This is a genomic window from Sphingomonas sp. GW821-FHT09B04 (assembly GCF_059418285.1).
Map to the genome: position 1 here is coordinate 262,451 of NZ_JBWKPO010000003.1, position 21,236 is coordinate 283,686.

The 21,236-nt window shown below is 65.6% G+C and carries 23 protein-coding genes; 5 read left to right on the plus strand and 18 right to left on the minus strand.

The annotated features are described in order from the left end of the window. Positions 1-7: 7 nt before the first annotated feature. Both AC07NK_RS10775 and AC07NK_RS10780 read right to left on the minus strand, forming a co-directional pair. Positions 8-868, minus strand: coding sequence for an outer membrane protein assembly factor BamD (locus tag AC07NK_RS10775; RefSeq protein WP_495170589.1), 861 nt, complete (start codon positions 866-868; stop codon positions 8-10). A gap of 572 nt (positions 869-1,440) precedes the next feature. Then, positions 1,441-1,662 (minus strand): hypothetical protein, encoded by a 222-nt coding sequence (locus AC07NK_RS10780; RefSeq protein WP_495170590.1) that lies wholly within the window; start codon positions 1,660-1,662, stop codon positions 1,441-1,443. Positions 1,663-1,868: 206 nt separating this feature from the next. Between AC07NK_RS10780 and AC07NK_RS10785 the strand changes: the two genes are divergently transcribed. Continuing rightward, complete coding sequence (locus tag AC07NK_RS10785; protein WP_495170591.1) at positions 1,869-2,201, plus strand: hypothetical protein; 333 nt, start codon at positions 1,869-1,871, stop codon at positions 2,199-2,201. Between the two features lie 60 nt (positions 2,202-2,261). Here the strand turns inward: AC07NK_RS10785 and AC07NK_RS10790 are convergent, their stop codons facing one another. The 5 genes from AC07NK_RS10790 to tgt all read right to left on the minus strand — a co-directional run bounded on the left by AC07NK_RS10790 (position 2,262) and on the right by tgt (position 8,525). Beyond that, positions 2,262-3,278 carry a cell wall hydrolase gene (locus tag AC07NK_RS10790; protein ID WP_495170592.1) on the minus strand — a complete coding sequence of 339 codons (1,017 nt, stop codon included), beginning with the start codon at positions 3,276-3,278 and terminating at the stop codon, positions 2,262-2,264. Positions 3,279-3,421: 143 nt separating this feature from the next. After that, entirely contained in the window at positions 3,422-4,072 is a 651-nt protein-coding gene (locus tag AC07NK_RS10795; RefSeq protein ID WP_495170593.1) for a hypothetical protein, read from the minus strand. Between the two features lie 201 nt (positions 4,073-4,273). Further along, entirely contained in the window at positions 4,274-7,108 is a 2,835-nt protein-coding gene (locus AC07NK_RS10800; protein WP_495170594.1) for a M16 family metallopeptidase, read from the minus strand. A 29-nt stretch (positions 7,109-7,137) separates the two neighbouring features. After that, the gene (locus AC07NK_RS10805) at positions 7,138-7,347 is read right to left on the minus strand and encodes a hypothetical protein (protein ID WP_495170595.1); all 210 of its coding nucleotides are present in this window, start codon (positions 7,345-7,347) and stop codon (positions 7,138-7,140) included. Between the two features lie 50 nt (positions 7,348-7,397). Further along, complete coding sequence (tgt, locus tag AC07NK_RS10810; protein WP_495170596.1) at positions 7,398-8,525, minus strand: tRNA guanosine(34) transglycosylase Tgt; 1,128 nt, start codon at positions 8,523-8,525, stop codon at positions 7,398-7,400. Positions 8,526-8,570: 45 nt separating this feature from the next. Here tgt and AC07NK_RS10815 point away from each other — a divergent pair, with 45 nt between their 5' ends. Further along, positions 8,571-8,900: a cupin domain-containing protein gene (locus AC07NK_RS10815; RefSeq protein WP_495170597.1), complete on the plus strand. Its 330-nt coding sequence runs from the start codon at positions 8,571-8,573 to the stop codon at positions 8,898-8,900. On the opposite strand, the gene AC07NK_RS10820 is transcribed toward AC07NK_RS10815, so the two are convergent. Then, positions 8,880-9,533 (minus strand): HAD hydrolase-like protein, encoded by a 654-nt coding sequence (locus tag AC07NK_RS10820; protein WP_495170598.1) that lies wholly within the window; start codon positions 9,531-9,533, stop codon positions 8,880-8,882. The two genes, AC07NK_RS10815 and AC07NK_RS10820, sit on opposite strands and share 21 nt — an antisense overlap. After that, on the minus strand, positions 9,526-10,524 hold the full coding sequence (locus tag AC07NK_RS10825) for a cation diffusion facilitator family transporter (RefSeq protein WP_495170599.1): 999 nt from the start codon (positions 10,522-10,524) through the stop codon (positions 9,526-9,528). The genes AC07NK_RS10820 and AC07NK_RS10825 overlap by 8 nt, the downstream gene beginning before the upstream one ends. 122 nt (positions 10,525-10,646) lie before the next feature. On the opposite strand from AC07NK_RS10825, the gene AC07NK_RS10830 reads away from it, so the two are divergent. After that, entirely contained in the window at positions 10,647-11,399 is a 753-nt protein-coding gene (locus AC07NK_RS10830) for a MerR family transcriptional regulator (RefSeq protein ID WP_495170600.1), read from the plus strand. A gap of 3 nt (positions 11,400-11,402) precedes the next feature. Here AC07NK_RS10830 and AC07NK_RS10835 read toward each other — a convergent pair whose 3' ends face one another. The 6 genes from AC07NK_RS10835 to AC07NK_RS10860 form a co-directional block, all read right to left on the minus strand. After that, complete coding sequence (locus tag AC07NK_RS10835) at positions 11,403-11,897, minus strand: EF-hand domain-containing protein (RefSeq protein ID WP_495170601.1); 495 nt, start codon at positions 11,895-11,897, stop codon at positions 11,403-11,405. Further along, positions 11,894-12,961: a tRNA preQ1(34) S-adenosylmethionine ribosyltransferase-isomerase QueA gene (gene queA / locus AC07NK_RS10840; protein WP_495170602.1), complete on the minus strand. Its 1,068-nt coding sequence runs from the start codon at positions 12,959-12,961 to the stop codon at positions 11,894-11,896. The genes AC07NK_RS10835 and queA overlap by 4 nt, the downstream gene beginning before the upstream one ends. 34 nt (positions 12,962-12,995) lie before the next feature. After that, a complete protein-coding gene (locus AC07NK_RS10845; protein WP_495170603.1) occupies positions 12,996-13,646 on the minus strand; it encodes a peptidylprolyl isomerase in 651 nt (216 codons plus the stop codon). 90 nt (positions 13,647-13,736) lie between these two features. Next, positions 13,737-14,243 carry a pantetheine-phosphate adenylyltransferase gene (gene coaD / locus AC07NK_RS10850; RefSeq protein WP_495170604.1) on the minus strand — a complete coding sequence of 169 codons (507 nt, stop codon included), beginning with the start codon at positions 14,241-14,243 and terminating at the stop codon, positions 13,737-13,739. Positions 14,244-14,264: 21 nt separating this feature from the next. Then, the gene (locus AC07NK_RS10855; protein WP_495170605.1) at positions 14,265-15,176 is read right to left on the minus strand and encodes a polyprenyl synthetase family protein; all 912 of its coding nucleotides are present in this window, start codon (positions 15,174-15,176) and stop codon (positions 14,265-14,267) included. After that, entirely contained in the window at positions 15,173-15,418 is a 246-nt protein-coding gene (locus tag AC07NK_RS10860; RefSeq protein WP_495170606.1) for an exodeoxyribonuclease VII small subunit, read from the minus strand. Before AC07NK_RS10860 ends, AC07NK_RS10855 begins: the two co-directional genes overlap by 4 nt. 85 nt (positions 15,419-15,503) lie before the next feature. Between AC07NK_RS10860 and AC07NK_RS10865 the strand changes: the two genes are divergently transcribed. Both AC07NK_RS10865 and AC07NK_RS10870 read left to right on the plus strand, forming a co-directional pair. Then, positions 15,504-16,865 carry an NAD-dependent succinate-semialdehyde dehydrogenase gene (locus AC07NK_RS10865; RefSeq protein WP_495170607.1) on the plus strand — a complete coding sequence of 454 codons (1,362 nt, stop codon included), beginning with the start codon at positions 15,504-15,506 and terminating at the stop codon, positions 16,863-16,865. Positions 16,866-16,989: 124 nt separating this feature from the next. Continuing rightward, entirely contained in the window at positions 16,990-17,181 is a 192-nt protein-coding gene (locus tag AC07NK_RS10870; protein WP_495170608.1) for a hypothetical protein, read from the plus strand. Positions 17,182-17,486: 305 nt separating this feature from the next. On the opposite strand, the gene AC07NK_RS10875 is transcribed toward AC07NK_RS10870, so the two are convergent. The 3 genes from AC07NK_RS10875 to AC07NK_RS10885 form a co-directional block, all read right to left on the minus strand. Beyond that, complete coding sequence (locus AC07NK_RS10875) at positions 17,487-19,187, minus strand: long-chain-fatty-acid--CoA ligase (RefSeq protein ID WP_495170609.1); 1,701 nt, start codon at positions 19,185-19,187, stop codon at positions 17,487-17,489. Between the two features lie 46 nt (positions 19,188-19,233). Then, positions 19,234-19,446, minus strand: a complete 213-nt coding sequence (locus AC07NK_RS10880; RefSeq protein ID WP_495170610.1) for a hypothetical protein — start codon at positions 19,444-19,446, stop codon at positions 19,234-19,236. 71 nt (positions 19,447-19,517) lie between these two features. Further along, complete coding sequence (locus AC07NK_RS10885; RefSeq protein ID WP_495170611.1) at positions 19,518-21,209, minus strand: sensor domain-containing diguanylate cyclase; 1,692 nt, start codon at positions 21,207-21,209, stop codon at positions 19,518-19,520. Positions 21,210-21,236: the final 27 nt, after the last annotated feature.

Consider the following 21,236-nt stretch of genomic DNA (forward strand, 5'->3'; position numbering starts at 1 on the left):
CCGCGTCTTACTTGGTTTCGTCGTCGACGGGCTTGGGCTTGGGCACCTCGTCCAGCTTCGGCGCGGTCGCGGCCGCAGCGGCGGGGACGGGCACCGCCTCGCCATGCTTGCCGATCAGGTCATAGGCGCGCTGGTACCATTGCGTGCCAGGGTAGTTGGCGCCGAGCACGGCCGCGGCCTTCTTCGCCTCTTCCTTCACACCGAGCGCGAGATAGGATTCGGTCAGGCGCATCAGCGCTTCGGGCGTGTGGGTAGTGGTCTGATAGGTGTCGATCACGGTGCGGAAGCGCGTGATCGAGGCGAGCCACTGGCCGCGCACCTGATAGTAACGACCGACCTCCATCTCCTTGCCTGCAAGGTGGTCGCGGACGAGATCGACCTTGAGCCGCGCGTCGGCGGCGTAGCGGGTGTTGGGGTAGCGGCGGTTGAGCTCGCCCAGCGCGTCGAGTGCCTGCTGGGTGATCTTCTGGTCGCGCGTGACGTCGCTGATCTGCTCATAATAGCTGAGCGCGATCAGATAATAGGCATAGGGCGCATCGCGGTTGCCGGGGTGGACGGCAAGGAAGCGCTGCGACGACTGGATCGCCTGAGTGTAGTTGCGGTCGAGATAATAGGCGAACGCGCCCATCAACTGCGCGCGGCGTGCCCAGATCGAATAGGGGTGCTGGCGCTCGACCTCGTCGAACAGCGCCGCGGCGAGCTTGTACTGGCCGCTGTCGAGCCGGTCCTTGCCCGCCGTGTAAAGCGTGCCCACGTCGCGCGCGACATAGGGCAGGTCAGTGCGGGTGCCGCCACCTCGGTTGCAACCGGTAAGGGCTACGGCTGCGACGAGAATAAGGGCGAGCGGACGGATCGAAAGCATACGCATGGCGCGGTTCTTAAAGCGTGTTTGGAGATGCGCCAAGCGCGCATTTCGGCTGTGCAAGCTGCCCGCCGGCCGCGTGTGATGTGGTCCGGTGAGACGATTTTCGCGGCGCGCGCGGCGAAGCGGATCGAAGGCGGTCGGTGAGGCGTTGCCTGCACGTCGTGAATTCCGCGTAGAAGCCAGATATCTGTGACGCTTCTCGTCACGCACAGGGTCGAGAAACCCTGGGTACGACACCAGCTCTGGTCGGGATTCGCCGATCCTTCGCCCGATGGCGAACAGGCGCGTGAGCGGAGTCTGCCGCGGGGTAAGGACGAATGCTGTGTGATTCTCGCGGCAGACCCCGATTCGACGATTTCATTCGGTACGCATGAACCGGTTGATGCCGACACGCTGTGTGCGGCGATCGCGCCTTGCGGATGCCCGACGGCGTGACCGGCTCGCAGCCTCTGAGGGCAGCGATCTGCTGTTCGCTTATCCGGGCGCCAAGTGCCTGTAATTGCAGGCAGATCGTGCAAGCCGATTCTGCCCCGCCCGTTACGGTGGGGTCAGGAAAGGAGGACGAATCGCTGCGCTCAGAAGAAGAACCCGCCGAGCCACAGCCTGACGAAACCGACCACCAGCACGACGAGGTTGAGGTTCCTGCCGGTGTTCGAATCCGACAGGGCGCCCAGTGCAGCGCCAAGCACCGTGAGCGGGATCACCAGATAGTTGAGCCAGCCGAAGAACGGGATGAGACCGAGCAGCATCACCGGAAGGGCGACGACGCCGACGACAATAGAGACCAGATTCAGCATGGCTTGAAGATGGTTCCTTTCGAACGATCTGACAAGGTGTCTTGTCCAAATAATACACACGTGCCGCTGTCGAAGATGAACGAACCCCGCGCGGTTGCGACACTCGGCGACACAAAAGCACGGCTTTGGTGAAATTGCTGCGACAGACCGCGGGGATAACGACATTCGACCGCAAGAACGGTCCGGTTTGAGTGAGGAGAACAGAGATGAAGAAGATCGCAATGCTGATCGCCGGCCTTGGCATCGCCGCAGCCACCATTCCTGCCGCTTCGGCCCAGCATGGCAGCTGGCAGGGGATCAACCAGCGTCAGGCGCAGCTCGACCAGCGGATCGACCGCGGTGTGCGTTCGGGCCAGCTCAACCGGCGCGAGGCTGCGCGGCTGCGTGACGAGTTCCGCGGGATCGCCAACCTCGAGCACCGCTACCGCCGTTCGGCTCCCGGGCTGACGATGGCCGAGCGCCGCGATCTCGACCGCCGGTTCGATGCGCTGTCGCGCAAGATCCGCTGGGAGCGGAATGACCGGAACTATCGTCGCTAAGGCACTGAACAGCTAATCGAATGACGGCCTCTGCCCTGCCGGGGTGGAGGCCGTTTCGTTTCAGCGCAGCGGCTGACCGCTGTCCTTCCACTTGTCGAGGACCTGCGAGTCGGGCGCCGCGGTATATTCGGGGCGGACATCGCCGCTGCGAACATATTCCTGCTGGACGGGAACAGGCGCTGAGCGCGGCTGCGCGACAGCGGATTCGGGCATCGCTGTGGGCATCGGTACCGTCGCGGCGGCCGCTGCCGCTGCGATCTGCGCCGCGGTAACGGCGCGGGGATGCGGGCCGGGATAGGGTTCGCCGCCATGATAGGCCTGCCTGAACGCTGCACCGGTCCCCCAATAGCCCTTCCACCGGTGGAAGAAGTGCGCGCCGAAAACGCCGGTCATCACCAGGCTGCGGTTCCACGACGGGGTGACTGCATAGGTGTGATAGTGCGTCGCCATGCCGACCGGCGCGAATACCTCGCCCGCCAGCGCTGAGGCGGCGACGCGCGAGGCACGCAGCCACGCGGCGCGCGACGGCGTGCGAGCCATCGCGCCATCGCAGGCATAGCTGAACTGGCAGCCGGCTTTTTCCGATCCCTGATAGATCACGCCGCACACGGTGGCGGGGAAAGTCGGATGGCGGACGCGGTTGAGGATCACCTGTGCCACCGCGCGCTGGCCGTCATCGGGTTCGTTCGCCGCCTCGTAGTAGATAGCGGTGGTGAGGCATTCGAGCGCGCGCGCCTTGTCCTGTGGGGTGCCGCGCATCACGAAGGGCGCGGCGGGGCGCAACGTGGGATCGGGCAGGTAGTTCGCCGGCTCCGGTCCCGTGGGCAGCGCTACGGTGCCGGTAACGCCCGCGGCGGGAGCAGCGGTTTCGTCGCTGGCGAGCTGATAATAGGCCGCACCGGGGAAATGATCGTCAGCCTCATAGCCGACAGGGGCCGGGCCGACGAGGTGCACGCGTTCGTCACCTGCGCTCAGCACCGCGAAGCCGGCGTGCGCAGACATGCCCACGCCGACCAGCGACACCAGCAGCGCCGCCACGATTCCCCGAAGCTGTAGTCGCGTGAATTGCCGCAGCACGATGGGTTCCCATGCGAGGCAATGGCCTCGTCAGGCGGTCCCCTTAGCGCAGAACGGGTGAATTTTCTGCCCCGGATTTGGGGCCGTCCCGTGGCGAGACGGTTGGTGGTTAAGGTAAGACTCTGGAATGCGGACGGAGCCGATCAGGTGAAGGAGCAGTCATAATAGTCGCCCCAAAGGTGGCGGCACGCGACAAGGTCTCCACCAAATATCTTGGTAATGCGATCAGGTGCGCGGAACTTGCCGCTTGCCGGATCCCAACCGTCAGCCCGCATGACCTCACCGGTGGGATCGTAAATGACCCCGGACCAATTATCGAGGAAGCCTTCGGGATTGAACGCGACCCGGACTGGCGGACCGGCATCTACCGAGTAGGTGATGCCATTGGCGGTTTCGTAAAATTGACCAACGGGATTAGCAGACGCTTCGGCGATGATGGCTTCGTAGCGGTGGTGATTGATTGCCAACCGCGTAAGGGCACCCGCCATATCCCCGGCCTTCGCCAACGGGCTGAAGAAAAGAACAGAGAGTCCGAACAGCGCCATAGGGAAAAAGGCAACCGCGAAACGCCATCGCCAAGGCGTTTCGGCTTTGCCGCTACGCCAGGCCACAAGCGACCAGCGGCATGTCACCACCACCGCGATCAGGTAGATTGCGGGCAGTACAAACAGGGTCAGCAGGAATCCGACCGCATTGCTCCAGGCGCTGACGAACCAGAGCAGGAAGGGGACCAGATTGAGCACCGCGTAGTATTTTGTGTGGCGTCGGAATCCGCCGAAATCGATCTGATGCATACCACCCCTTCGTTGACGCGCTCTTCGTTGAACGCGGCGGGGCGAATGGTCATGAGCGAATTATGAGGAATCTACAGATCTTGTGAGTAGGGCTGCTGCCGCGTCAGTCCTGCCGTTGCGCAGTCGCGCCTCGGATTCGTGCTTCAACATTTCAAAGCAGGACGCCCCGGCCCCGGCTCAAGGCCGGGGCGACTGTAAATCCTATTTCAACGTCGCGCTGTCGAGGTTGAGTGATGTGGCCGGGATCACCTCGAGGTTCGGATGCGCCTTGCGCAGTTCATCGACGAACAGCTTGGCGTCGCCGACGACGACGATGCTGGCGCCGGTCGGGTCGAGCACCTTCCTCGCCGCGGCCTGGACCTTCGCCGGGTCGACGCCCTGGATCGAGGGGATGTAGCTGCTCAGCGTGTCGAGCGGTACACCCTCGGCGACATAGTCGGCGAGCGCGCCGGCGATGCCGTCGGTCCGTTCGATCCGACGGCCAAAGCCGCCGACCAGCACCGCCTTGCGCGAATCGAGTTCGGTGGCGGGGACGGGGGCTTCGCCGAGCTTCTTCATCTCGGCGGCGATTAGCGAGACCACCTCGGGTGCCGAAGGGTTCTTGGTCTGGGTCGAGGCGGTCACGATTCCCGTCAGCTTGCGGGTATCGACGCTGCTGCCTGCGCCATAAGCGAGGCCGCGCTTGATCCGGATCTCACGGTTGAGGCGCGAGGTGAAGCCGACGCCGAGCGTGGCGTTGGCGACCTGTGCCGCGTAGAAATCCTTGTCGTCGCGCGCGATACCCGGGCGGGCGATGACCACGCCCGCCTGACCCGCGCCGGGCATGTCGACGACGATCACGCGCGGCTTGGGTTGAACAATGCGCTCGCTGGGGGAGATGGTGATGCCGTCGGTCTTCCAGTCGCCGAACAGCTTCTGCGCGAGCGCGGTGGCGTCCTTGCTCGCGATGTCGCCGACCACGACGAGCGCTGACTGGGTGGGGCTCCACGCGCGGCGATAGGCTGTCAAAATGTCGTCGCGGGTGATGCGTGGGAGCGACGTAGGCGTCCCCGAGAGCAAATTGCCATAGGCCCGATCGCCGAACACCGCGCGGCTGGCGACGATGCCCGACAGCGCGGCGGGATCCTTGAGCTGGACGGCGACGCCGTCGAGCGATTGCTTGCGCGCGCGGTCGATCTCTTCCTGCGCGAAAGCCGGATTGCGCGCGACATCGGCGAGGATTGCGAGCGCGGGGTCGACCTGATCGGCCTTGACCGTGACCGTGGCGAACGCCGCGTCCCAATCGGCGCCGGCGCCGATCGAGCCGCCGAGCGACTCCACCTGCTGCGCGATCTGCTCGGCGGAGCGGGTGGTGGTACCTTTGGTCATGAGATCGGCGGCGAGCGACGCGGTGCCGGCCTTGCCCACGGGATCGCGCCCGCCGCCCGCCGTGCTGACAACAGTGGCGGTGACAATCGGCAGGTCGCGCTTCTCGACCACGATCACGCGCAGGCCGTTGGCGAGTTTGGTCTCCGTGGCCTTCGGGATTACTGGAGAGATCGCGGCGCCGGGCGCGGGGACGGCGATGCGCTGGCCTTCGGGCGCCTGCGTATGGATAACGACGTCGTTGGGGACGACCAGCGGCGCGACCTTGACGGTCGAGGCGACCGCGATGGTGTCGCCCTTCGCGCCCTTGGCCATGGCATCGGGCAGGTAGATCAGCGCGGCGGACTGGTTGTCGCCGAGATATTTGCGCGCGACGCGCTGGACGTCGGCGGCGGTGACCCGGGCGACGGCTGCAAGCTGTTGATCGGCCGCCTTGGGGTCGCGGCTGACGATGATCGCATTGGCGAGGGTTGATGCCTTGCCCTCGGCAGTCTCGCGGCTCTTGAGCGAGGCGGTGAGGATCTCGTTCTTCGCCTCGGCCAGCTCGGCGTCGGTGACCGGCTTGTCGCGCAGATCGGCGATCTCGCGGCGCATCGCCTTCTCGCCCTCTTCGGCCGGTTTGCCGCCCGCGAGGATCGCGTACATCGCATAGGAGCCGGTCGACTGGCGGGTGTCGAGGAAGGTGTCGGCCTGCGCGGCAAGCTGATCGCGGTAGACGAGATTGCGGTAGAGCCGCGAATTCTCGCCCCCCGAAAGAATGCCGTCGAGCACCGCGAGCGCAGGCGTGTCGGGATCGTTGTCGGCTGGAAGCTGGTAGCTCAGCAACACCGCGGGGAGCGGGGTGTTCGTCTCATAGACCGTCTGGCGCGTCGCAGTGGTGCGCGGCGGCTCGGCGACGGTGACGCGCGGAATCGGGCGGTTGGGCTTCGCGATTCCGGCGAAGTATTTGTCTACCCATTTGTCTAACTGGGCCGGATCGAAATTGCCTGCGACCACCAGAACGGCGTTGTCGGGCCGGTAATAGGTGGCGTGGAAGGCACGGATGTCGCCGATCGTCGCGGCGTCGAGATCCTCGATGCTGCCGATGCCGGGGCGGGCATAAGGATGCGTCGAATAGGAGATGTTGGGGAAGTAGATGTAGAAGAGCTTGCCATAGGGCGAGGCGAGGACGCGGTTGCGCAGTTCCTCTTTCACCACATCGCGCTCGCTGGCGAACACCTTCTCAGTGACGACAAGGCTGGCCATGCGGTCGCCCTCGGCGAACAACAGGCGTTCGAGATGGTTGGCGGGGACGACCTCGAAATAATTGGTGTAGTCTGAATTGGTCGAGGCGTTGTTATAGCCGCCGACATCCTCCGTCAGCCGGTCCATCTGCTCGTCGACCAGATTGCGCGTGCCCTTGAACATCAGATGCTCGAACATGTGCGCGAAGCCGGATTTGCCCGCGGGATCGTCCTTGCTGCCGACGTCGTACCAGACCTGAACCGAGACATTGGCGGTCGAGGTATCGCGGATCGCATAGACCTTGAGCCCGTTGGGAAGCGTGCGCTCGGTATAGGCGAGCGGGGCAACCTTGATCTCCTTTGCGGTCGCCGGAGCGGCGGTCTGCGCATGGGCGGCGAAGGGGAGCAGGGCGGCGCTCAGGCAGAGCGCGGTGCGGGTCAGGCGCATCAGGGTCTCCGGTCGGAAGGGGAGGGAGGTCAGTCTTTCTTGCGGGTGCGGGCGGCGTAAATCACCGCGGCGGCGAGCGCTGCAGATCCGATGCCGATGCCGATTTTGGTCAGAGGCCATTTCTTGTCGTCGCCAGGCTTGGGAGTGCCTTCGGCGCGCTCTGCGGTCTCGCGTGCGGCGCGGGCGGCGGCGGTGATCTCGTTCGCGATTTCGTCTTGTTCGTCAGTCTTGTCGGTCACTGGATACTCCTCTGTTGCACAGGAGTAAGACTCCGGAGCCAGCGGCGCAATCAGCCTTTGCCATAATAGGTAGCGCGGAAATCATTGGCGAAGGCGGTCAGGCGGCCTTCGGCAATCGCCGCGCGCAGATCGGCCATCAGCGCCTGATAGAAGTACAGATTATGCTCGGTCATCAGCATCGCGCCGAGGATCTCGCCCGCGCGGACGAGATGGTGGACATAGGCGCGGGTGAAGGTGCCGCAGGTCGGGCAGGCGCAAGCCGGATCGAGCGGCCCCTGATCCTCGGCGAACTTCGCGTTGCGGATGTTGATCGGGCCTTGCCGCGTGAAGGCCTGTCCGGTGCGGCCTGAGCGGGTGGGGAGGACGCAATCGAACATGTCGATCCCGCGTTCGACCGCGCCGACGATGTCATCGGGCTTGCCGACGCCCATCAGGTAGCGCGGCTTGTTCGGGTCGAGCTGGCCGGGGGCATAGTCGAGGCAGGCGAACATCGCCTCTTGCCCCTCGCCGACCGCGAGGCCGCCCACGGCGTACCCGTCAAAGCCGATGTCGAGCAGTGCGTCGGCGCTGGCCTTGCGCAGCCCCTGGTCGAGCGCGCCCTGCTGGATGCCGAACAGCGCATTGTTCTCCGCATGCGCGCCGCCGGCGTCGAAGCCGTCGCGCGAACGCTTCGCCCAGCGCATCGAGCGTTCCATTGCCGCGGCCTGCACCTCGCGGGACGACGTGGTCGGGACGAGCTCGTCGAACGCCATGACGATGTTGGAGCCGAGCAGGCGTTGGATTTCCATCGACCGCTCGGGGCTGAGCATGTGGCGCGAGCCGTCGAGGTGCGACTTGAAGACGATGCCTTCCTCGCTGCGTTTGGTGAGTTCCGACAGGCTCATCACCTGATAGCCGCCGCTGTCGGTCAGGATCGGGCGATCCCAGCCCATGAAGCCGTGCAACCCGCCGAGACGGTCGACCCGCTCCGCGCCGGGGCGGAGCATCAGGTGATAGGTGTTACCGAGCAGGATATCGGCGCCTGACGCGCGCACGTCCTGCGGCTTCATCGCCTTGACCGTGGCAGCGGTGCCGACGGGCATAAAGGCAGGGGTACGGATCTCGCCGCGCTGCATCGCAATCGTGCCGGTGCGCGCCTTGCCGTCGGTGGCGTGGATGGTGAAATCGAAACGGGGCATGTGCTGCCCTTTGACCTTCGCCGCAAAGGACGCAACAAAATCCGCATGGACAAGCTGCAGATCGCCAACCTGTTCGCGCCGATGCCGTCCGCTGCCGCGGGCGAGGTGTTCACCGAATTGCTCGCCCGGCCGGGCGTGCGGATCGAGCGGATCGTGTCGGGCGGGCAGGCGACGCCGGAGGGCGCTCCGTTCGTCCAGGATGCCGACGAATGGGTGCTGTTGCTCGCCGGAAGCGCCGCGATCCGGCTGGAGGGGAAGGGCGAGGCGGCGCTGGGCCCGGGAGACTATCTGCTGATCCCGGGCGGGACGCGGCATTGGGTTACGCGAACCGACCCGGATGTCCCGACGGTCTGGCTAGCGATCCACTTCGGATGAGGTGAGATAGGCGGTCACCGCCTGCGGGTTCTCAAAGGCGAAATCAGGCTTGAGATGAGCGAGCGCGTCGGGATTGGCATAGCCCCATAGCGCGGCACCCGCGCGGACGCCGGTTTCGCGCGCGGCGTCGATGTCGCGGGTTTCATCACCGATCGACAGCACCTGATGCGGCGGGACACCGCTGGCTTTGAGCACCTTGCGGAACTTGGGCGCTTTGCCGAACAATGAGGCGCCGCACGCCCACCAACTGATACGCCTCGCATTTTCCGGACCGAGCACCGCGCGGGCATTGGCCTCGCTGTTCGAGGTGACGACGGCGATGGGGATGCCGGCAGCCTCAATCGCGGCGAGCATCTCCGGAACGCCATCGAACAGGTGCACCTGATGCGTATGGCGACCGAACAGGCGGCGGACATAGCGGGCGATGAACGGCAGCCGCCAGCGCGGGATGCCGATGTGACGGATCACATCGTGCGTCGGCATGCGACGCAACGGTTCAACCTCGTGCTTGCCGATGCGACGGAATCCGTAGCGGTCGGAGAGGTGGTCCACGATCGAAAGGAACCAGCCGCCACTGTCGGAAAGGGTGCCGTCGAAGTCGAAGATCACGAGCCGAGGGCCCGGTTCAGCCATGGCTGTGGCCGTCGTGACTGTGGTCGTCATGATCATGCCCGTCATGCTTGTGGGCATCGTGTCCGTGGCTGTGCCCGTCGCGGAGGCGGCAGGGGTCGCCGTCTCCGACCTCGATCTGGAGCGTCGCATGACCAATGCCGAAGTCATGTTCGAGTCGGCGCTGGGCATCGTCGAGGAACGCGTCGCCGGGATGACCGTCGGGCATCAGCAGGTGTGCGGTCAGTGCCGATTCGGTCGTGCTCATCGGCCAGATATGAAGGTCGTGGACGCGGGTGACGCCGGGCAGCGTGGCGAGGGTATCCTCGACCTTTTCGGGATCGATGCCAGCCGGTACGGCGTGGAGCGCCATCGTCACTGAATCGCGCAACAGCCCCCAGGTGCTCCACAGGATTGCGGCGACGATGACCAGGCTGATCGCCGGATCGATCCACGACGCGCCGGTGAACAGGATGAAGCCGCCGGCGATCACCACGCCCGCCGACACGCCGGCATCCGCCGCCATATGGAGATAGGCGCCGCGGATGTTGATGTCGCCTTTGCGGCCACTGGCGAACATTAGCGCGGTGCCGCCGTTGATGAGGATGCCGATCCCCGCGACGATCATCACGGTCAGCCCCTGAACCGGGGGCGGATCCTGGAAGCGCTGAACCGCCTCGAGGGCGATCGCGCCGACCGCGACCAGCAGCAGTACGGCATTGGCGAGCGCGGCGAGGATGGTCGAACTGGAGAGGCCATAGGTGAACCGGCGCGACGCAGGCCGCTTGGCGAGCGATGCGCCGCCCCAGGCGATCAGCAGGCCGAGAACGTCGGACAGATTGTGTCCGGCATCCGCGAGCAGCGCCATCGATCCGGTGATGATGCCCGCCGCCCCCTCAACCACCACGAAGGCGAGATTGAGTGCGGTGCCGATCGCGAAGGCGCGGCCGAAGTCCGCGGGAGCGTGGCTGTGGCCGGCATGCGAATGGCCGGAATGACTGTGCGAACCGTGCATGGCGCTGCCTTACCTCTTCGGTGCCATGTGATGCTAGGACACGGAACAGACAATTTCAGGGGTGCTTGACCCTCACGTTGCGTCATCCCCGATAGGTGATTCGCGTGAAGATGAGGAACGACATGCGAACGGTAAGGCAGGTGGCGAAGGCGGCGCGTATCAGCGTGCGGACGCTCCACCATTATGATGCGATCGGGCTGCTCAGGCCGGCGCATGTCGGGGCCAATGGCTACCGCTATTATAGCCGGACGGAGCTGCTGCGGCTGCAGCAGATCCTGTTCTATCGCGAACTGGGACTGGCGCTCGGCGAGATCGGTTCGATCCTCGACGATCCGGCGTTCGATCCGCTGGTGGCGCTCCGGAGTCACCGGGACGCGCTGGGCGCACGGATCGACCAGTATCGCGACCTCATCCGCACGATCGACCGCACGATCGCGTCGCTCGAAAAGGATGAGACGATGGAAGACAATGAATATTACGCCGGCATCGCGCCGGAGACCCGCGAGCGCTGGGAGCGCGAGGCCGTGGCGTTCTGGGGTGAGGACAAGGTGTACGCGGCGCAGGCGAAGGCGCGGAGCATGTCCAGGGAGCAGGTCGCACAGATCCAGGCCGAGATGGAGGCGATCCGCGGCGACTTCCAGCGGCTGTTCGCCGAGGGCGTCGAGCCCGGATCGGATGCCGCGCAGGCGGTGACGGGGCGGCATTATAAGTGGGTCTGCCACAGCTGGAACCCTGACGCCGCGGCGTTCAGGGGGCTGGGGCGCGTCTATGTCGAGAACCCGGAGTTCCGGGGCACCTATGACGATGGCGCGCTGCCCGGAACAGCGGCGTTCATCGCGGAGGCGATGGCGATCTACGCCGATCGTTCGCTGTAGCCCCTAGCGGCGTTTCGGGCGGCGATCCTCGTCGCCCGGGCGTCCGCCGGGCTGCGGCAGCGGGCGCGTCGTGAGCAGTTCGCTGCGTGCGATCGAGCCATTCTTGTCGCGATCGAAGCGGGTGAAGAAAATCGCGAAGCGCGCCTGAAGCTCAGCCAGGCTGATGCGGTTGTCGCCGTCCTGATCGACCTCGAACGGGCTGGGGAGCGCGTTGCGGTTACCCAGCCAGCGCTCCGACCAGTCGCCGAACTGGATATAGCCGATCGAGGGCTGGCCCTTGGCCACTGCCTCAAAACTTTTGCGCACGCCCGCGTCATATTCGGCGCGGGTGACGATGCCGTCGCCGTCCGCGTCGAACGCGGCGATCGCCATCGCGACCGGCTCTGCGATCATCAGCGGGATCGGCTCAGCGCCGGGCGGCGGCGGCTGGAGCGGTACGCCGGGTGCGGGCGGCTGCTGTTGTGCTGCAAGGGCGGCGGCGAGGGCAAGAAGGATCATGCGGGCTTTCCGGGCAGGAGCAGGCTGGCGTCGCCATAGCTATAGAAGCGGTAGCCCTCCGCAATAGCGTGGGCGTAGGCGGCCTGCATACGGTCCAGTCCCATCAGCGATGATACCAGCATGAACAGGGTCGAGCGGGGCAGGTGGAAGTTGGTGACGAGGCCGTCGATCCCGCGGAAGCGGTAGCCCGGGGTGATGAAGATTGCGGTGTCGCCCTCGAACGGGCGGATGATGCCGTCTTCTCCGCTCGCGCTCTCGATCAGGCGCAGGCTGGTGGTGCCGACGGCGATCACCCGGCCACCCGCGGCGCGAACCGCGTTGAGCTTGTCCGCGGTCGCGGCGTCGATCCGGCCCCATTCGGCATGCATCCGGTGGTCTTCGGTGTCGTCCGCCTTGACCGGCAGGAAGGTGCCCGCGCCGACATGGAGCGTTAGGGTGGTGTGCCCGATTCCCGCGGCTTCGAGTGCCGACATGAGACCGGGCGTGAAGTGAAGCGCGGCGGTGGGGGCGGCGACCGCGCCCGGCTCGTTCGCGAACATCGTCTGATAGTCATCGGCGTCGCGCGCATCGGTGGGACGCTTGGCCGCGATATAGGGCGGGAGCGGCATCCGGCCGGCGCGTTCGAGCAGCAGTTCGACCGGCTCGTCACCGGGGAAGAACAGGGTGAAGCTGCCGTCGTCGTGACGTGCCTCAGCTACCGCGCTGACGCCGTTGCCAAAGTCGATCGTCTCGCCAACGCGCAGCCTCTTGGCATTGCGAATGAAGGCGATCCAGTGGCGCGGCCCTTCCCGTTTGTGGAGTGTGGCGCCGATTTTCGCGCCAGGCACGCTTTGCGTGCCGTCATCACGGGCGCCGCGCATGCCTTCGAGCTGGGCCGGGATGACGCGGGTGTCGTTGAAGACGAGCAGGTCGCCCGGTGCGAGCAGCGCTGGCAGTTCGCTGACCGCGCGGTCCTCGGTACGTGTACCGTCGAGCAGCAGGAGCCGTGCCGAATCGCGCGGTGCGGCAGGCCGGAGCGCGATCCGCTCCGGCGGCAGCTCGAAATCGAACAAATCGACGTTCATCGGGCCTCAACGCCCGGCCATACCGGGCGGCGCTTCACTTCTTGCCGGGGCCGGGCGGGAGCGCTGCGGGTTGCTCGACCGGGGCGGGCGGGGGCGGCGGGATATAGGCCGGAGGATTGTCGGCGGCGATATAGGCGTGGATGATCTTCGCCGGGTTCGCAGGCGGCTCGCCACGCGGGATCGCGTCGACATACTGCATCCCGTCGAGCACGCGGCCGAACACCGTATATTTCTGGTCGAGGCCGAGCCGCGGCACGAACATGATGAAGAACTGGCTGTTGGCGCTGTCCTCGCTCTCCGCGCGTGCGGCCGAGACGGCGCCGCGGACGTGCGGGAGGTAGTTAAACTCCTTGGTGAGATCAGGCTGTTCCGAGCCGCCGGTGCCGTCACCTTTGGGATCGCCACCCTGCGCCATGAAGCCTTCGATCACCCGGTGGAACGGAAGGCCATCATAGAATTTCTTGCGGGTGAGTTCCTTGACCCGCTCAACCATCTTGGGCGCGACGTCGGGGCGCAGCCAGACGGTCACGCGACCGCCAGTCGACAAGTCGAGAATCCACAGATTCTCCTTGTCGGTCGTGGCGGGCGCAGGCGCCCGCCCCTCGGGACCGGGCACATATTGCGCGCTCGCCGGCAGGGCAAAGAGTGACGCCACAAAGGCAAGCATCAGGGCAACAAAACGCATCGATATCCTCACGGGACAGGAAGTTGCAGCGGCTTAGAACAATTCGCGCGCGGCGGCAAAATGATTGCGCCGGGTGGCGGAAATAGGGCGCTATGAACCCTTTCGGCCGATCACTTCGACCCGCGCCGCAACCTCGTCGCGCACGATCGGCGGCACGAACTTGCCGATCTCGCCGCCGAACATCGCGATCTCCTTGACCAGCCGGCTGGCGATCGGCTGCAGCGAGACGTCGGCCATCAGGAAGACGGTCTCGATCCGGCTGTTCAGCTGCTGGTTCATCCCGGCCATCTGATATTCGTATTCGAAGTCGGCGACTGCACGCAGGCCGCGAACGATGACGTTGGCGCCTTCGCGCTCGGCAAAGTCCATCAGCAGCGAATCGAAGCTGACGACATGGATTTCGCCGCTGATCCCCGCGACCTCGCGGTTCACCATCGCCATCCGCTCCTCGACCGTGAACATCGGGTTCTTCGACGGATTGGTGGTAACGCCGATGACGAGCCGGTCGACCAGCTTCGCGCCGCGGCGGATGATGTCCATATGGCCAAGGGTGATTGGGTCGAAGGTGCCGGGATACACGCCGGTGCGGATGGTCATGTCATGGGCTCCCTGAGGAATTCAGCGGTCGCGCTCGAGCACGTAGCGGGCGATGTCGCGAAGCAGGTCGGCCTCTGTGCCAAAGGCGTGGAGGTGCTCGATCGCCTGATCGACGAGCAACCGCGCCTGTTCCCGCGCGCGATCGGGGCCGAGCAGCGAGAGGAAGGTTTCCTTGCCCGCATCGGCGTCCTTGCGCAGTTTCTTGCCCGCGGCTTCCTCGTCCCCTTCGACATCGAGCAGGTCGTCGGCAATCTGGAAGGCAAGCCCGATGTCGCGTGCATAGCCGCGAAGCCCGGTGCGTCCTTCCGGCGGGACGCGGCCCAGAATCGCGCCAGCCTCGACCGACCATGCGATCAGTGCGCCGGTCTTGAGCGCCTGGCAGCGGGTGACGGTGGCGAGGTCGAAGCTCGACTGCTCCGCTACCAGATCCATCATCTGTCCGCCCGCCATACCCGCGGGGCCGGCGGCGCGGGCGAGCTCCGCGATCAGCTCGGCGCGCACGAACGGGTCGGCATGCGTCGCGGGATCGGCCAGCACCTCGAACGCGAGCGCGTGGAGGCAATCGCCGGCGAGGATCGCAGTCGCCTCATCATAGGCACGATGAACCGTCGGCTTGCCGCGGCGCAGGTCGTCATTGTCCATCGCGGGCAGATCGTCATGGATCAGCGAATAGACATGGATGCACTCGACCGCGGTAGCGGCGCGTGCGGCGCAGGCGGGGCTGACCGCGAACAGGCTGGCGCTGGCGACGGTGAGCAGCGGGCGGAGCCGTTTGCCGCCGCCGATCGCGGCGTGGCGCATCGCGGCGTAGAGCTGCGCGCGGGAATCGGTCGGAACCGGCAGCAGCAGATCGAACTGACGGTCGATCTCATCCGCCACGTCACGCATCGCCGATTCGAGCGCGAGGCTGGCGTGGGCCACCGTTCGGGTCATCCGGCCGCGAAGGGTGTGGTGCCGGTGACGCGGCCATCGGCGTCGGCGCGGATCGCTTCGATCCGGGCCTGCGCCGCGTCGAGCCGGGCGGCGCACTGCTGGCGCAGCGCGTCGCCGCGTTCGTAGAGGGCAATCGCCTCGTCGAGCAGCGCGTCGCCGCTTTCGAGGCGCGAGACGATTCGTTCGAGTTCTTTCAGCGCTTCCTCGAACGAAAGCGCGGCGATGTCGGTCCCCTCAGTCATGCTGTCGCTATGCGCTGGGGGCGGAACCAATTCAACCTCCCGCGATTGCTGTGCCGTCGCTACATTGCCCGCGAAGGAGACCGTCATGTTCATCAGCATCAACCCGGCGACCGGCGAGGAGGGCGCGCGTTTCGAGGCGCTGGACGATGACGGAATCGAAGCGGCGCTGGTGCGGGCGCAAGCGACGTTCCGGTCGTGGCGGGTGAGCGAAATCGCTCAGCGGACAGCGCTGCTGACGGCAATCGCCGACCAGTTCGAGGCGAACAAGCAGCATCTGGCGGAGACCGCGACGCTGGAGATGGGCAAGACGCTCGCCTCAGCGATCGCCGAGGTCGAGAAGTGTATCGCGGGATTCCGGCACTATGCCGCGAAGGGGGCGGAGTATCTGGCGCCGGTCGAGACGAAGACGGCGAGCGGGCGTGCGGTCGGGCATTGGCTGCCACTCGGGCCGATCCTCGCGGTGATGCCGTGGAACTTTCCCTATTGGCAGGTGGTGCGCTGGCTCGCGCCGACGATCCTCGCGGGCAATGTCGGGCTGCTCAAACATGCGTCGCTGACTCAGGGCTGCGCGGCGCTGATTCAGCAGATGGTGAGCGCTGCAGGCGCGCCCGACGGGGTGTTCCGGAATCTGCCGATCACCTCGGACAAGGTGTCGCGGATCATCACTGACAAGCGCGTGGTCGCGGTGACACTGACCGGCAGCGAGGGCGCGGGCGCCAAGGTCGCGGAAGCCGCGGGCCGGGCGCTCAAGAAGGTGGTGCTCGAACTGGGCGGATCGGACCCGTTCATCGTCATGCCTTCGGCCGATCTCGACGTGGCGGTGAAGACGGCGGTGAAGGCGCGGGTGCAGAATGCGGGCCAGAGCTGCATCTGCGCCAAGCGGATGATCGTCCACGCGGATGTCTATGATGCGTTCCTCGACAGGTTCACCGCCGCGATGCTGGCGGTGAAGATCGGCGATCCGATGGCAGACGGGATCGAAATGGGACCGCTCTCCAGCGTCGAGCAGCGCGATACCGTGCTCGAGCAACTCGTGCGCGCGACAGCGGACGGCGCGACCCTGACGGGCGGCGAGAAGATCGACCGTGATGGGGCGTGGATGGGTGCGGGCGTGCTCACCCAAGTCGATCCCGATGCGGATTTCGCGCAGGAGGAGATTTTCGGACCGGTCGCGATGGTGTTCCGCGCGGACGATATCGACGCGGCGATCGCGCTGGCCAACGACGTGCCCTTTGGCCTTGGATCGAGCGTGTGGACCAGCGATCAGGCAGAAATCGACCGCTTCGTCCGCGACATCGAAAGCGGGATGACCGCGGTGAACCAACTGCTCGCCTCAACCCCGGAGGCGCCGTTCGGCGGGGTCAAGCTGTCCGGCCATGGCCGCGAGCTGGGGCCATGGGGGCTGCACGAATTCATGAACCTGAAAGCGGTGATGCTGGCGGAATAGGTTGGACGAGGCCGGTCGGTCGCGCCTTTGACATTCGATTTCTGGTGACATCGCCTTGAAGCCGACATGCCGGATACGACCCCTTGCAGACATTCGTTACCTGAACGATGAATGCGCTGTGCAAATGCTGGGATTCATCCTGCTGACGCTGGCATTGCTGTTCTGCAATCTGATTTACTGCGGCCAGCACATCACAGCGGACCTACGCCATTCCCGGCATGCCAGGATGACATGGGGCTTGTTGGCGTTGTCGGGATCGCTCCTGGCCGTGGTGGCGATGGTCTGGGCCACGCTCGCTAGTCTTGCTCATTTTTGACGTCGGCTTCCCACCCAATAGCTGCCGCGCTTGCAATGTTGGAATTGGTTTGCTTGCATCGGCGGGTCGCGTGGCGGCCGCTCTTTGATTCAGTCGATCCGTGCGGCAGAACCGCCCGACTGAACCGCACGATACAAGGGTGGCAAAGTTGACAGAATGAATCGCGTTCCGCGTAACTTCGTCAACTTCGAGGCGGTTTGTCGCCGGCCAATGATTTCCGGAAACCGCCCCGCTTCGGCCATTCGGCAATCTGCTGGCGGTGCCCGACAGCCGACAAATATCGGGAGCGCAATTTGTGGCGTCGCCTAGACGCTGGCCTCCGCCGCGATCTCGATCAGCAGGTCCTTGCGGCTGAGCTTTCCGATCATCGTCTTGGGCAGCTTGTCGCGGATCACCACGGCGTCGACGCGTTCGTGCTTGCCGAGCTGGGGGTTGAGCCAGTCGCGCAGTACGTTGCCCGTCACCGCTTCGGCGTCGTCGTTGAGCGCGACATAGGCGCGCGGGGTCTCGCCGCGATAGGAATCGGGCATGCCGACGACCAGTGCCTCCTTCACCGCAGGATGGCGGTAGAGCACATCCTCGATATGCTTGGGGAAGACCTTGAACCCGGCGACCGCGATCATGTCCTTGAGGCGATCGACGATCTTGATGAAGCCGTCCGCGTCGATCTGGCCGACATCGCCGGTGCGCAGCCAGCGCTGGCCAGCGGCATCGACGGTGAAGGTGCTGTCGTCGGTCTCCGGCCGCTCCCAATAGCCCTGCATCATCTGCGGCCCGGCAAGGACGATCTCGCCCGGCTCGCCCTCAGGCGCTGGCTTTGACGGGTCTTCCTTGTCGACCAGCCGCACGCGCGTCGCGATGATCGGTTGGCCGATCGTGCCCGACTTGCCTTCGGCGACATAGGGGTTGGCGGAGACCACGCCTGAGCTTTCGGACAGGCCATAGCCCTCGATCAGCTTGGCGCCGGTCGCCGCCTCGAACCGGGTCTTGAGTTCGGCGGGAAGCGGCGCGCCGCCCGAGATGCAGTAGTTGAGGCTCGACCAGTCGGTCGTGGCAGAGTTGGGATGGTCGAGCAGCGCCTGGAACATCGTCGGCACGCCGGGGAGCGCGAGGGGTCGGGTGCGCGTGATCGCGGCGAGCGCCTGCGCCGCGTCGAAGCGCGGGAGCATCACGATCTCGCCCCCGGTGATGACGGTGCGGTTGAGCACGCAGGTATTGGCGAAAACATGGAAGAAGGGCAGCACGCCCAGCACCTTGTCCTTGGTCGTGCCCAGCTCGGGGTCGAGCCTCGCCACCTGCCGCGCATTGGCGCTGAGGTTCTGGTGGGTGAGCATGGCACCCTTGGGCACGCCGGTGGTGCCGCCAGTATATTGGATCAGCGCGAGGTGCGTTTCGGGATCGATCGCCGCGGTCTCGCACGCGCCATCATTGGCAATGAGCTTCGAGAAGGCGATGATGCGCGGATCGACAGGCTTCTCCGCGACTTCCTTGGCCTTGAACCAGCGGTAGAGCAGCGACTTGGCCGGCGGCAGCGCACCCGCGACCGAGCCGACCACGAGCCGCTCGAGGCTGCTTGCCTCCAGTACCTTCAATGCGGTGGGGAGGAGGGCGGTGGCGCTGATCGTGAAGAGCAGGCGGGTGCCCGAATCCTCGACCTGGGCCTCCAGCTCCTCGACCGAATAGAGCGGTGAGAAGTTGACGACCGTCGCGCCCAATTTGAGGATGCCGTAATAGGCCGCGACGTAATGGGGCACATTGGGCAGGAACAGGCCGATGCGGTCGCCCGGGCCATAGCCTAGCGCCTTGAGACCACAGGCGACGCGGTTGGCACCGTCGAGCGTCTCGGCATAGCTGTAATGCCGCCCCATGAAGTCGAGCAAAGGCGCGTTGCCCATCCGCCGGGCGGAGTCATCGAAAGCCGCGGCCATCGACAATGGCGGGAGGTGCTGGTCCCAGGGGCCGGGGTGACGATAGGCGCTGCGCCAGACCTGCTCGGGATCGCTCATTTACACGAATGTAAGCAAGTCGCGGGGCGTGTCAACGCCGCGGAAATCAGCGGCCCCCGCGCTTCGCGGTCCAGGTATAGAGTACCGAAACGGCCATGATGCCGAAGTTGATTGCCGCCTGGAATTTCCGGGGCGCGGTGTCGGTGACGTCGTGCGTGAGAATCTGGATATTGGCCGAATGACCGGGCATCGCGGTGAGCGCCAGCAATGCGGCCCCGCCGCTGGCGAGTGCGACCCTGCGCTTGCTGAACCTGTCCATCTTACGCGGCCTCCCAATGCCGCGGGTCATTACGCACGCGTCGGCTGAACGGCAACTGAATTGCCGGCGAATCAGGCGGCTTTGGTCGCGGTACGAACGCGGTCGCGCCCGGCGGATTTGGCGGCGAACAGGGCGGTGTCGGCGGCGCGGTAGAGCGACTTCCACTCGGACTCGGTGGCAAGCGAACCGGTGGCGGTACCGATGCTGGCGGTCACCCGCAGGTCGAACGGCATCCGCGTCGCGCGCAGACGGTTGAGGATGGTGTTGGCGTCGAGCGGCTCCGCCATTTCGGTGATAATCGCGAACTCTTCGCCGCCGAAGCGCGCGATCAGCGCGCCGGTGGGCGCGATCGTCCGCAGCGTGCGCGCGACGACGCGCAGCACTTCGTCCCCGCCGTCATGGCCGAGCGTATCGTTGACCTGCTTGAAATGGTCGAGATCGAGGACGAGCAGCGTTTGCGCCCCCGGCCGGCCGATTGCCTGCGCCAGGAACGCGCGGCGGTTGAGCAGGCCGGTGAGCGGATCGGTGTCGGCAAGGCGGCGTGCGACGGTTTCGGCGGCGACCGCGGCGTCGCGCTCGTGGGTGAGCAGGCGGATACGATAGGCGATTGCGACTGAGGAGATCAGCGCCTCCGCCGCCATCGACAGGATCGTCGAGTTATCGAGCCAGAAGTTCCAGCGGATCAGCCCGAGATTGGCGAGGACGCGCAGGCTGGCGGCAAAGATTGGCAGCGCCCATGCGAGCGCGAACAGCCAGAGGAAGTTGGAGCGTCCACGCCATGCGCTCCACAGCGTTGCCGACACACAGATCAGCACACCGAAAAATACCCAGGAATAGACGCGATCGACGAACTGGACGCCAAGCGGCGCGAACATCACGAAGAAGATCCCGGTGCCGATTAGCACCGCGACCGTGGTCCGGATCAGCAGCCGCAACCGCGGGCCGAACACATGCTCCTCGAAAAAGGCGCGCGCGAACAGAAGTGCCGAGGAACAGGCCAGGGTGAGAAGGAGGTAGTTGAGGCGAAGCCGGTCGTTGTTGGCGATGTCCGGCACCACCCATGCCATCGCGCCCGATGAGGTGAAGGCATAGGCCATCAGCGCTGCGACCATCAGGCAGTAAGCGAGCTGAAACCGGTACCGGAGCGAGGCCCAAAGCGCGAGATTGTAGATCAGCAGCGCGAGGGCGAGGCCGCCAAAGCCGCTGTAGATCGCCCCCATAATCAGGTTGGCGCGGTCGCTCCCCGCCCGGGTCGCAATCCGCGGGCCAATGACGATTCCGCGCAGATTTCCTGCGCCCTCGACATGCCACATCAGCCGCTGAACCGGCGAATGAACATGGGGAATGGGATATTCGACGATCGCCCCGAGCTGAATGCGCCTTGTGATCCCGCGATTGTCGTCCGCCATCGTCCGGGTCTGGCCGTCGGCATAGAGGACATGGAGCGCGAGCCGCTGTTGCCAGACGCTGCCGAGCCGCGCGACGAGCGGATCGTCGAAGGACGAGCTCCGGTTGATCGTGTTCGAGATCACCCAATAGTCGCCGGGGCCGAAGGCGGTCTGACTGGTCTTGCAATCGAATCGCTGCGGCTGACGAATCAACCGGGCGGGGTCGTCGCCCGGTTGCGCGCGCAGCACGCACACGCTGAGCGGCTGGCCGACCTGACCAGCGCCGAGATTCGCGATTTGGGCGCGCGCGGGGGCCGCGAGCAGCATCAGCGCCGCGAACAGCGTTCCAAGGAGGGCGGCAAAGCCACGAACCATGTGTGAAATCTAGGCCCGGTAGGAGAA

What these genes read in the sequence shown, in the direction of transcription:
- AC07NK_RS10775 (WP_495170589.1), bottom strand. Translation starts at nt 868, where the DNA reads ATGCGTATGCTTTCGATCCGTCCGCTCGCCCTTATTCTCGTCGCAGCC.
- AC07NK_RS10780 (WP_495170590.1), bottom strand. Translation starts at nt 1,662, where the DNA reads ATGCTGAATCTGGTCTCTATTGTCGTCGGCGTCGTCGCCCTTCCGGTG.
- AC07NK_RS10785 (WP_495170591.1), top strand. Translation starts at nt 1,869, where the DNA reads ATGAAGAAGATCGCAATGCTGATCGCCGGCCTTGGCATCGCCGCAGCC.
- AC07NK_RS10795 (WP_495170593.1), bottom strand. Translation starts at nt 4,072, where the DNA reads ATGCATCAGATCGATTTCGGCGGATTCCGACGCCACACAAAATACTAC.
- AC07NK_RS10800 (WP_495170594.1), bottom strand. Translation starts at nt 7,108, where the DNA reads ATGCGCCTGACCCGCACCGCGCTCTGCCTGAGCGCCGCCCTGCTCCCC.
- tgt (WP_495170596.1), bottom strand. Translation starts at nt 8,525, where the DNA reads ATGCCCCGTTTCGATTTCACCATCCACGCCACCGACGGCAAGGCGCGC.
- AC07NK_RS10815 (WP_495170597.1), top strand. Translation starts at nt 8,571, where the DNA reads ATGGACAAGCTGCAGATCGCCAACCTGTTCGCGCCGATGCCGTCCGCT.
- AC07NK_RS10820 (WP_495170598.1), bottom strand. Translation starts at nt 9,533, where the DNA reads ATGGCTGAACCGGGCCCTCGGCTCGTGATCTTCGACTTCGACGGCACC.
- AC07NK_RS10825 (WP_495170599.1), bottom strand. Translation starts at nt 10,524, where the DNA reads ATGCACGGTTCGCACAGTCATTCCGGCCATTCGCATGCCGGCCACAGC.
- AC07NK_RS10830 (WP_495170600.1), top strand. Translation starts at nt 10,647, where the DNA reads ATGCGAACGGTAAGGCAGGTGGCGAAGGCGGCGCGTATCAGCGTGCGG.
- AC07NK_RS10835 (WP_495170601.1), bottom strand. Translation starts at nt 11,897, where the DNA reads ATGATCCTTCTTGCCCTCGCCGCCGCCCTTGCAGCACAACAGCAGCCG.
- queA (WP_495170602.1), bottom strand. Translation starts at nt 12,961, where the DNA reads ATGAACGTCGATTTGTTCGATTTCGAGCTGCCGCCGGAGCGGATCGCG.
- AC07NK_RS10845 (WP_495170603.1), bottom strand. Translation starts at nt 13,646, where the DNA reads ATGCGTTTTGTTGCCCTGATGCTTGCCTTTGTGGCGTCACTCTTTGCC.
- coaD (WP_495170604.1), bottom strand. Translation starts at nt 14,243, where the DNA reads ATGACCATCCGCACCGGCGTGTATCCCGGCACCTTCGACCCAATCACC.
- AC07NK_RS10855 (WP_495170605.1), bottom strand. Translation starts at nt 15,176, where the DNA reads ATGACCCGAACGGTGGCCCACGCCAGCCTCGCGCTCGAATCGGCGATG.
- AC07NK_RS10860 (WP_495170606.1), bottom strand. Translation starts at nt 15,418, where the DNA reads ATGACTGAGGGGACCGACATCGCCGCGCTTTCGTTCGAGGAAGCGCTG.
- AC07NK_RS10865 (WP_495170607.1), top strand. Translation starts at nt 15,504, where the DNA reads ATGTTCATCAGCATCAACCCGGCGACCGGCGAGGAGGGCGCGCGTTTC.
- AC07NK_RS10870 (WP_495170608.1), top strand. Translation starts at nt 16,990, where the DNA reads ATGCTGGGATTCATCCTGCTGACGCTGGCATTGCTGTTCTGCAATCTG.
- AC07NK_RS10875 (WP_495170609.1), bottom strand. Translation starts at nt 19,187, where the DNA reads ATGAGCGATCCCGAGCAGGTCTGGCGCAGCGCCTATCGTCACCCCGGC.
- AC07NK_RS10880 (WP_495170610.1), bottom strand. Translation starts at nt 19,446, where the DNA reads ATGGACAGGTTCAGCAAGCGCAGGGTCGCACTCGCCAGCGGCGGGGCC.
- AC07NK_RS10885 (WP_495170611.1), bottom strand. Translation starts at nt 21,209, where the DNA reads ATGGTTCGTGGCTTTGCCGCCCTCCTTGGAACGCTGTTCGCGGCGCTG.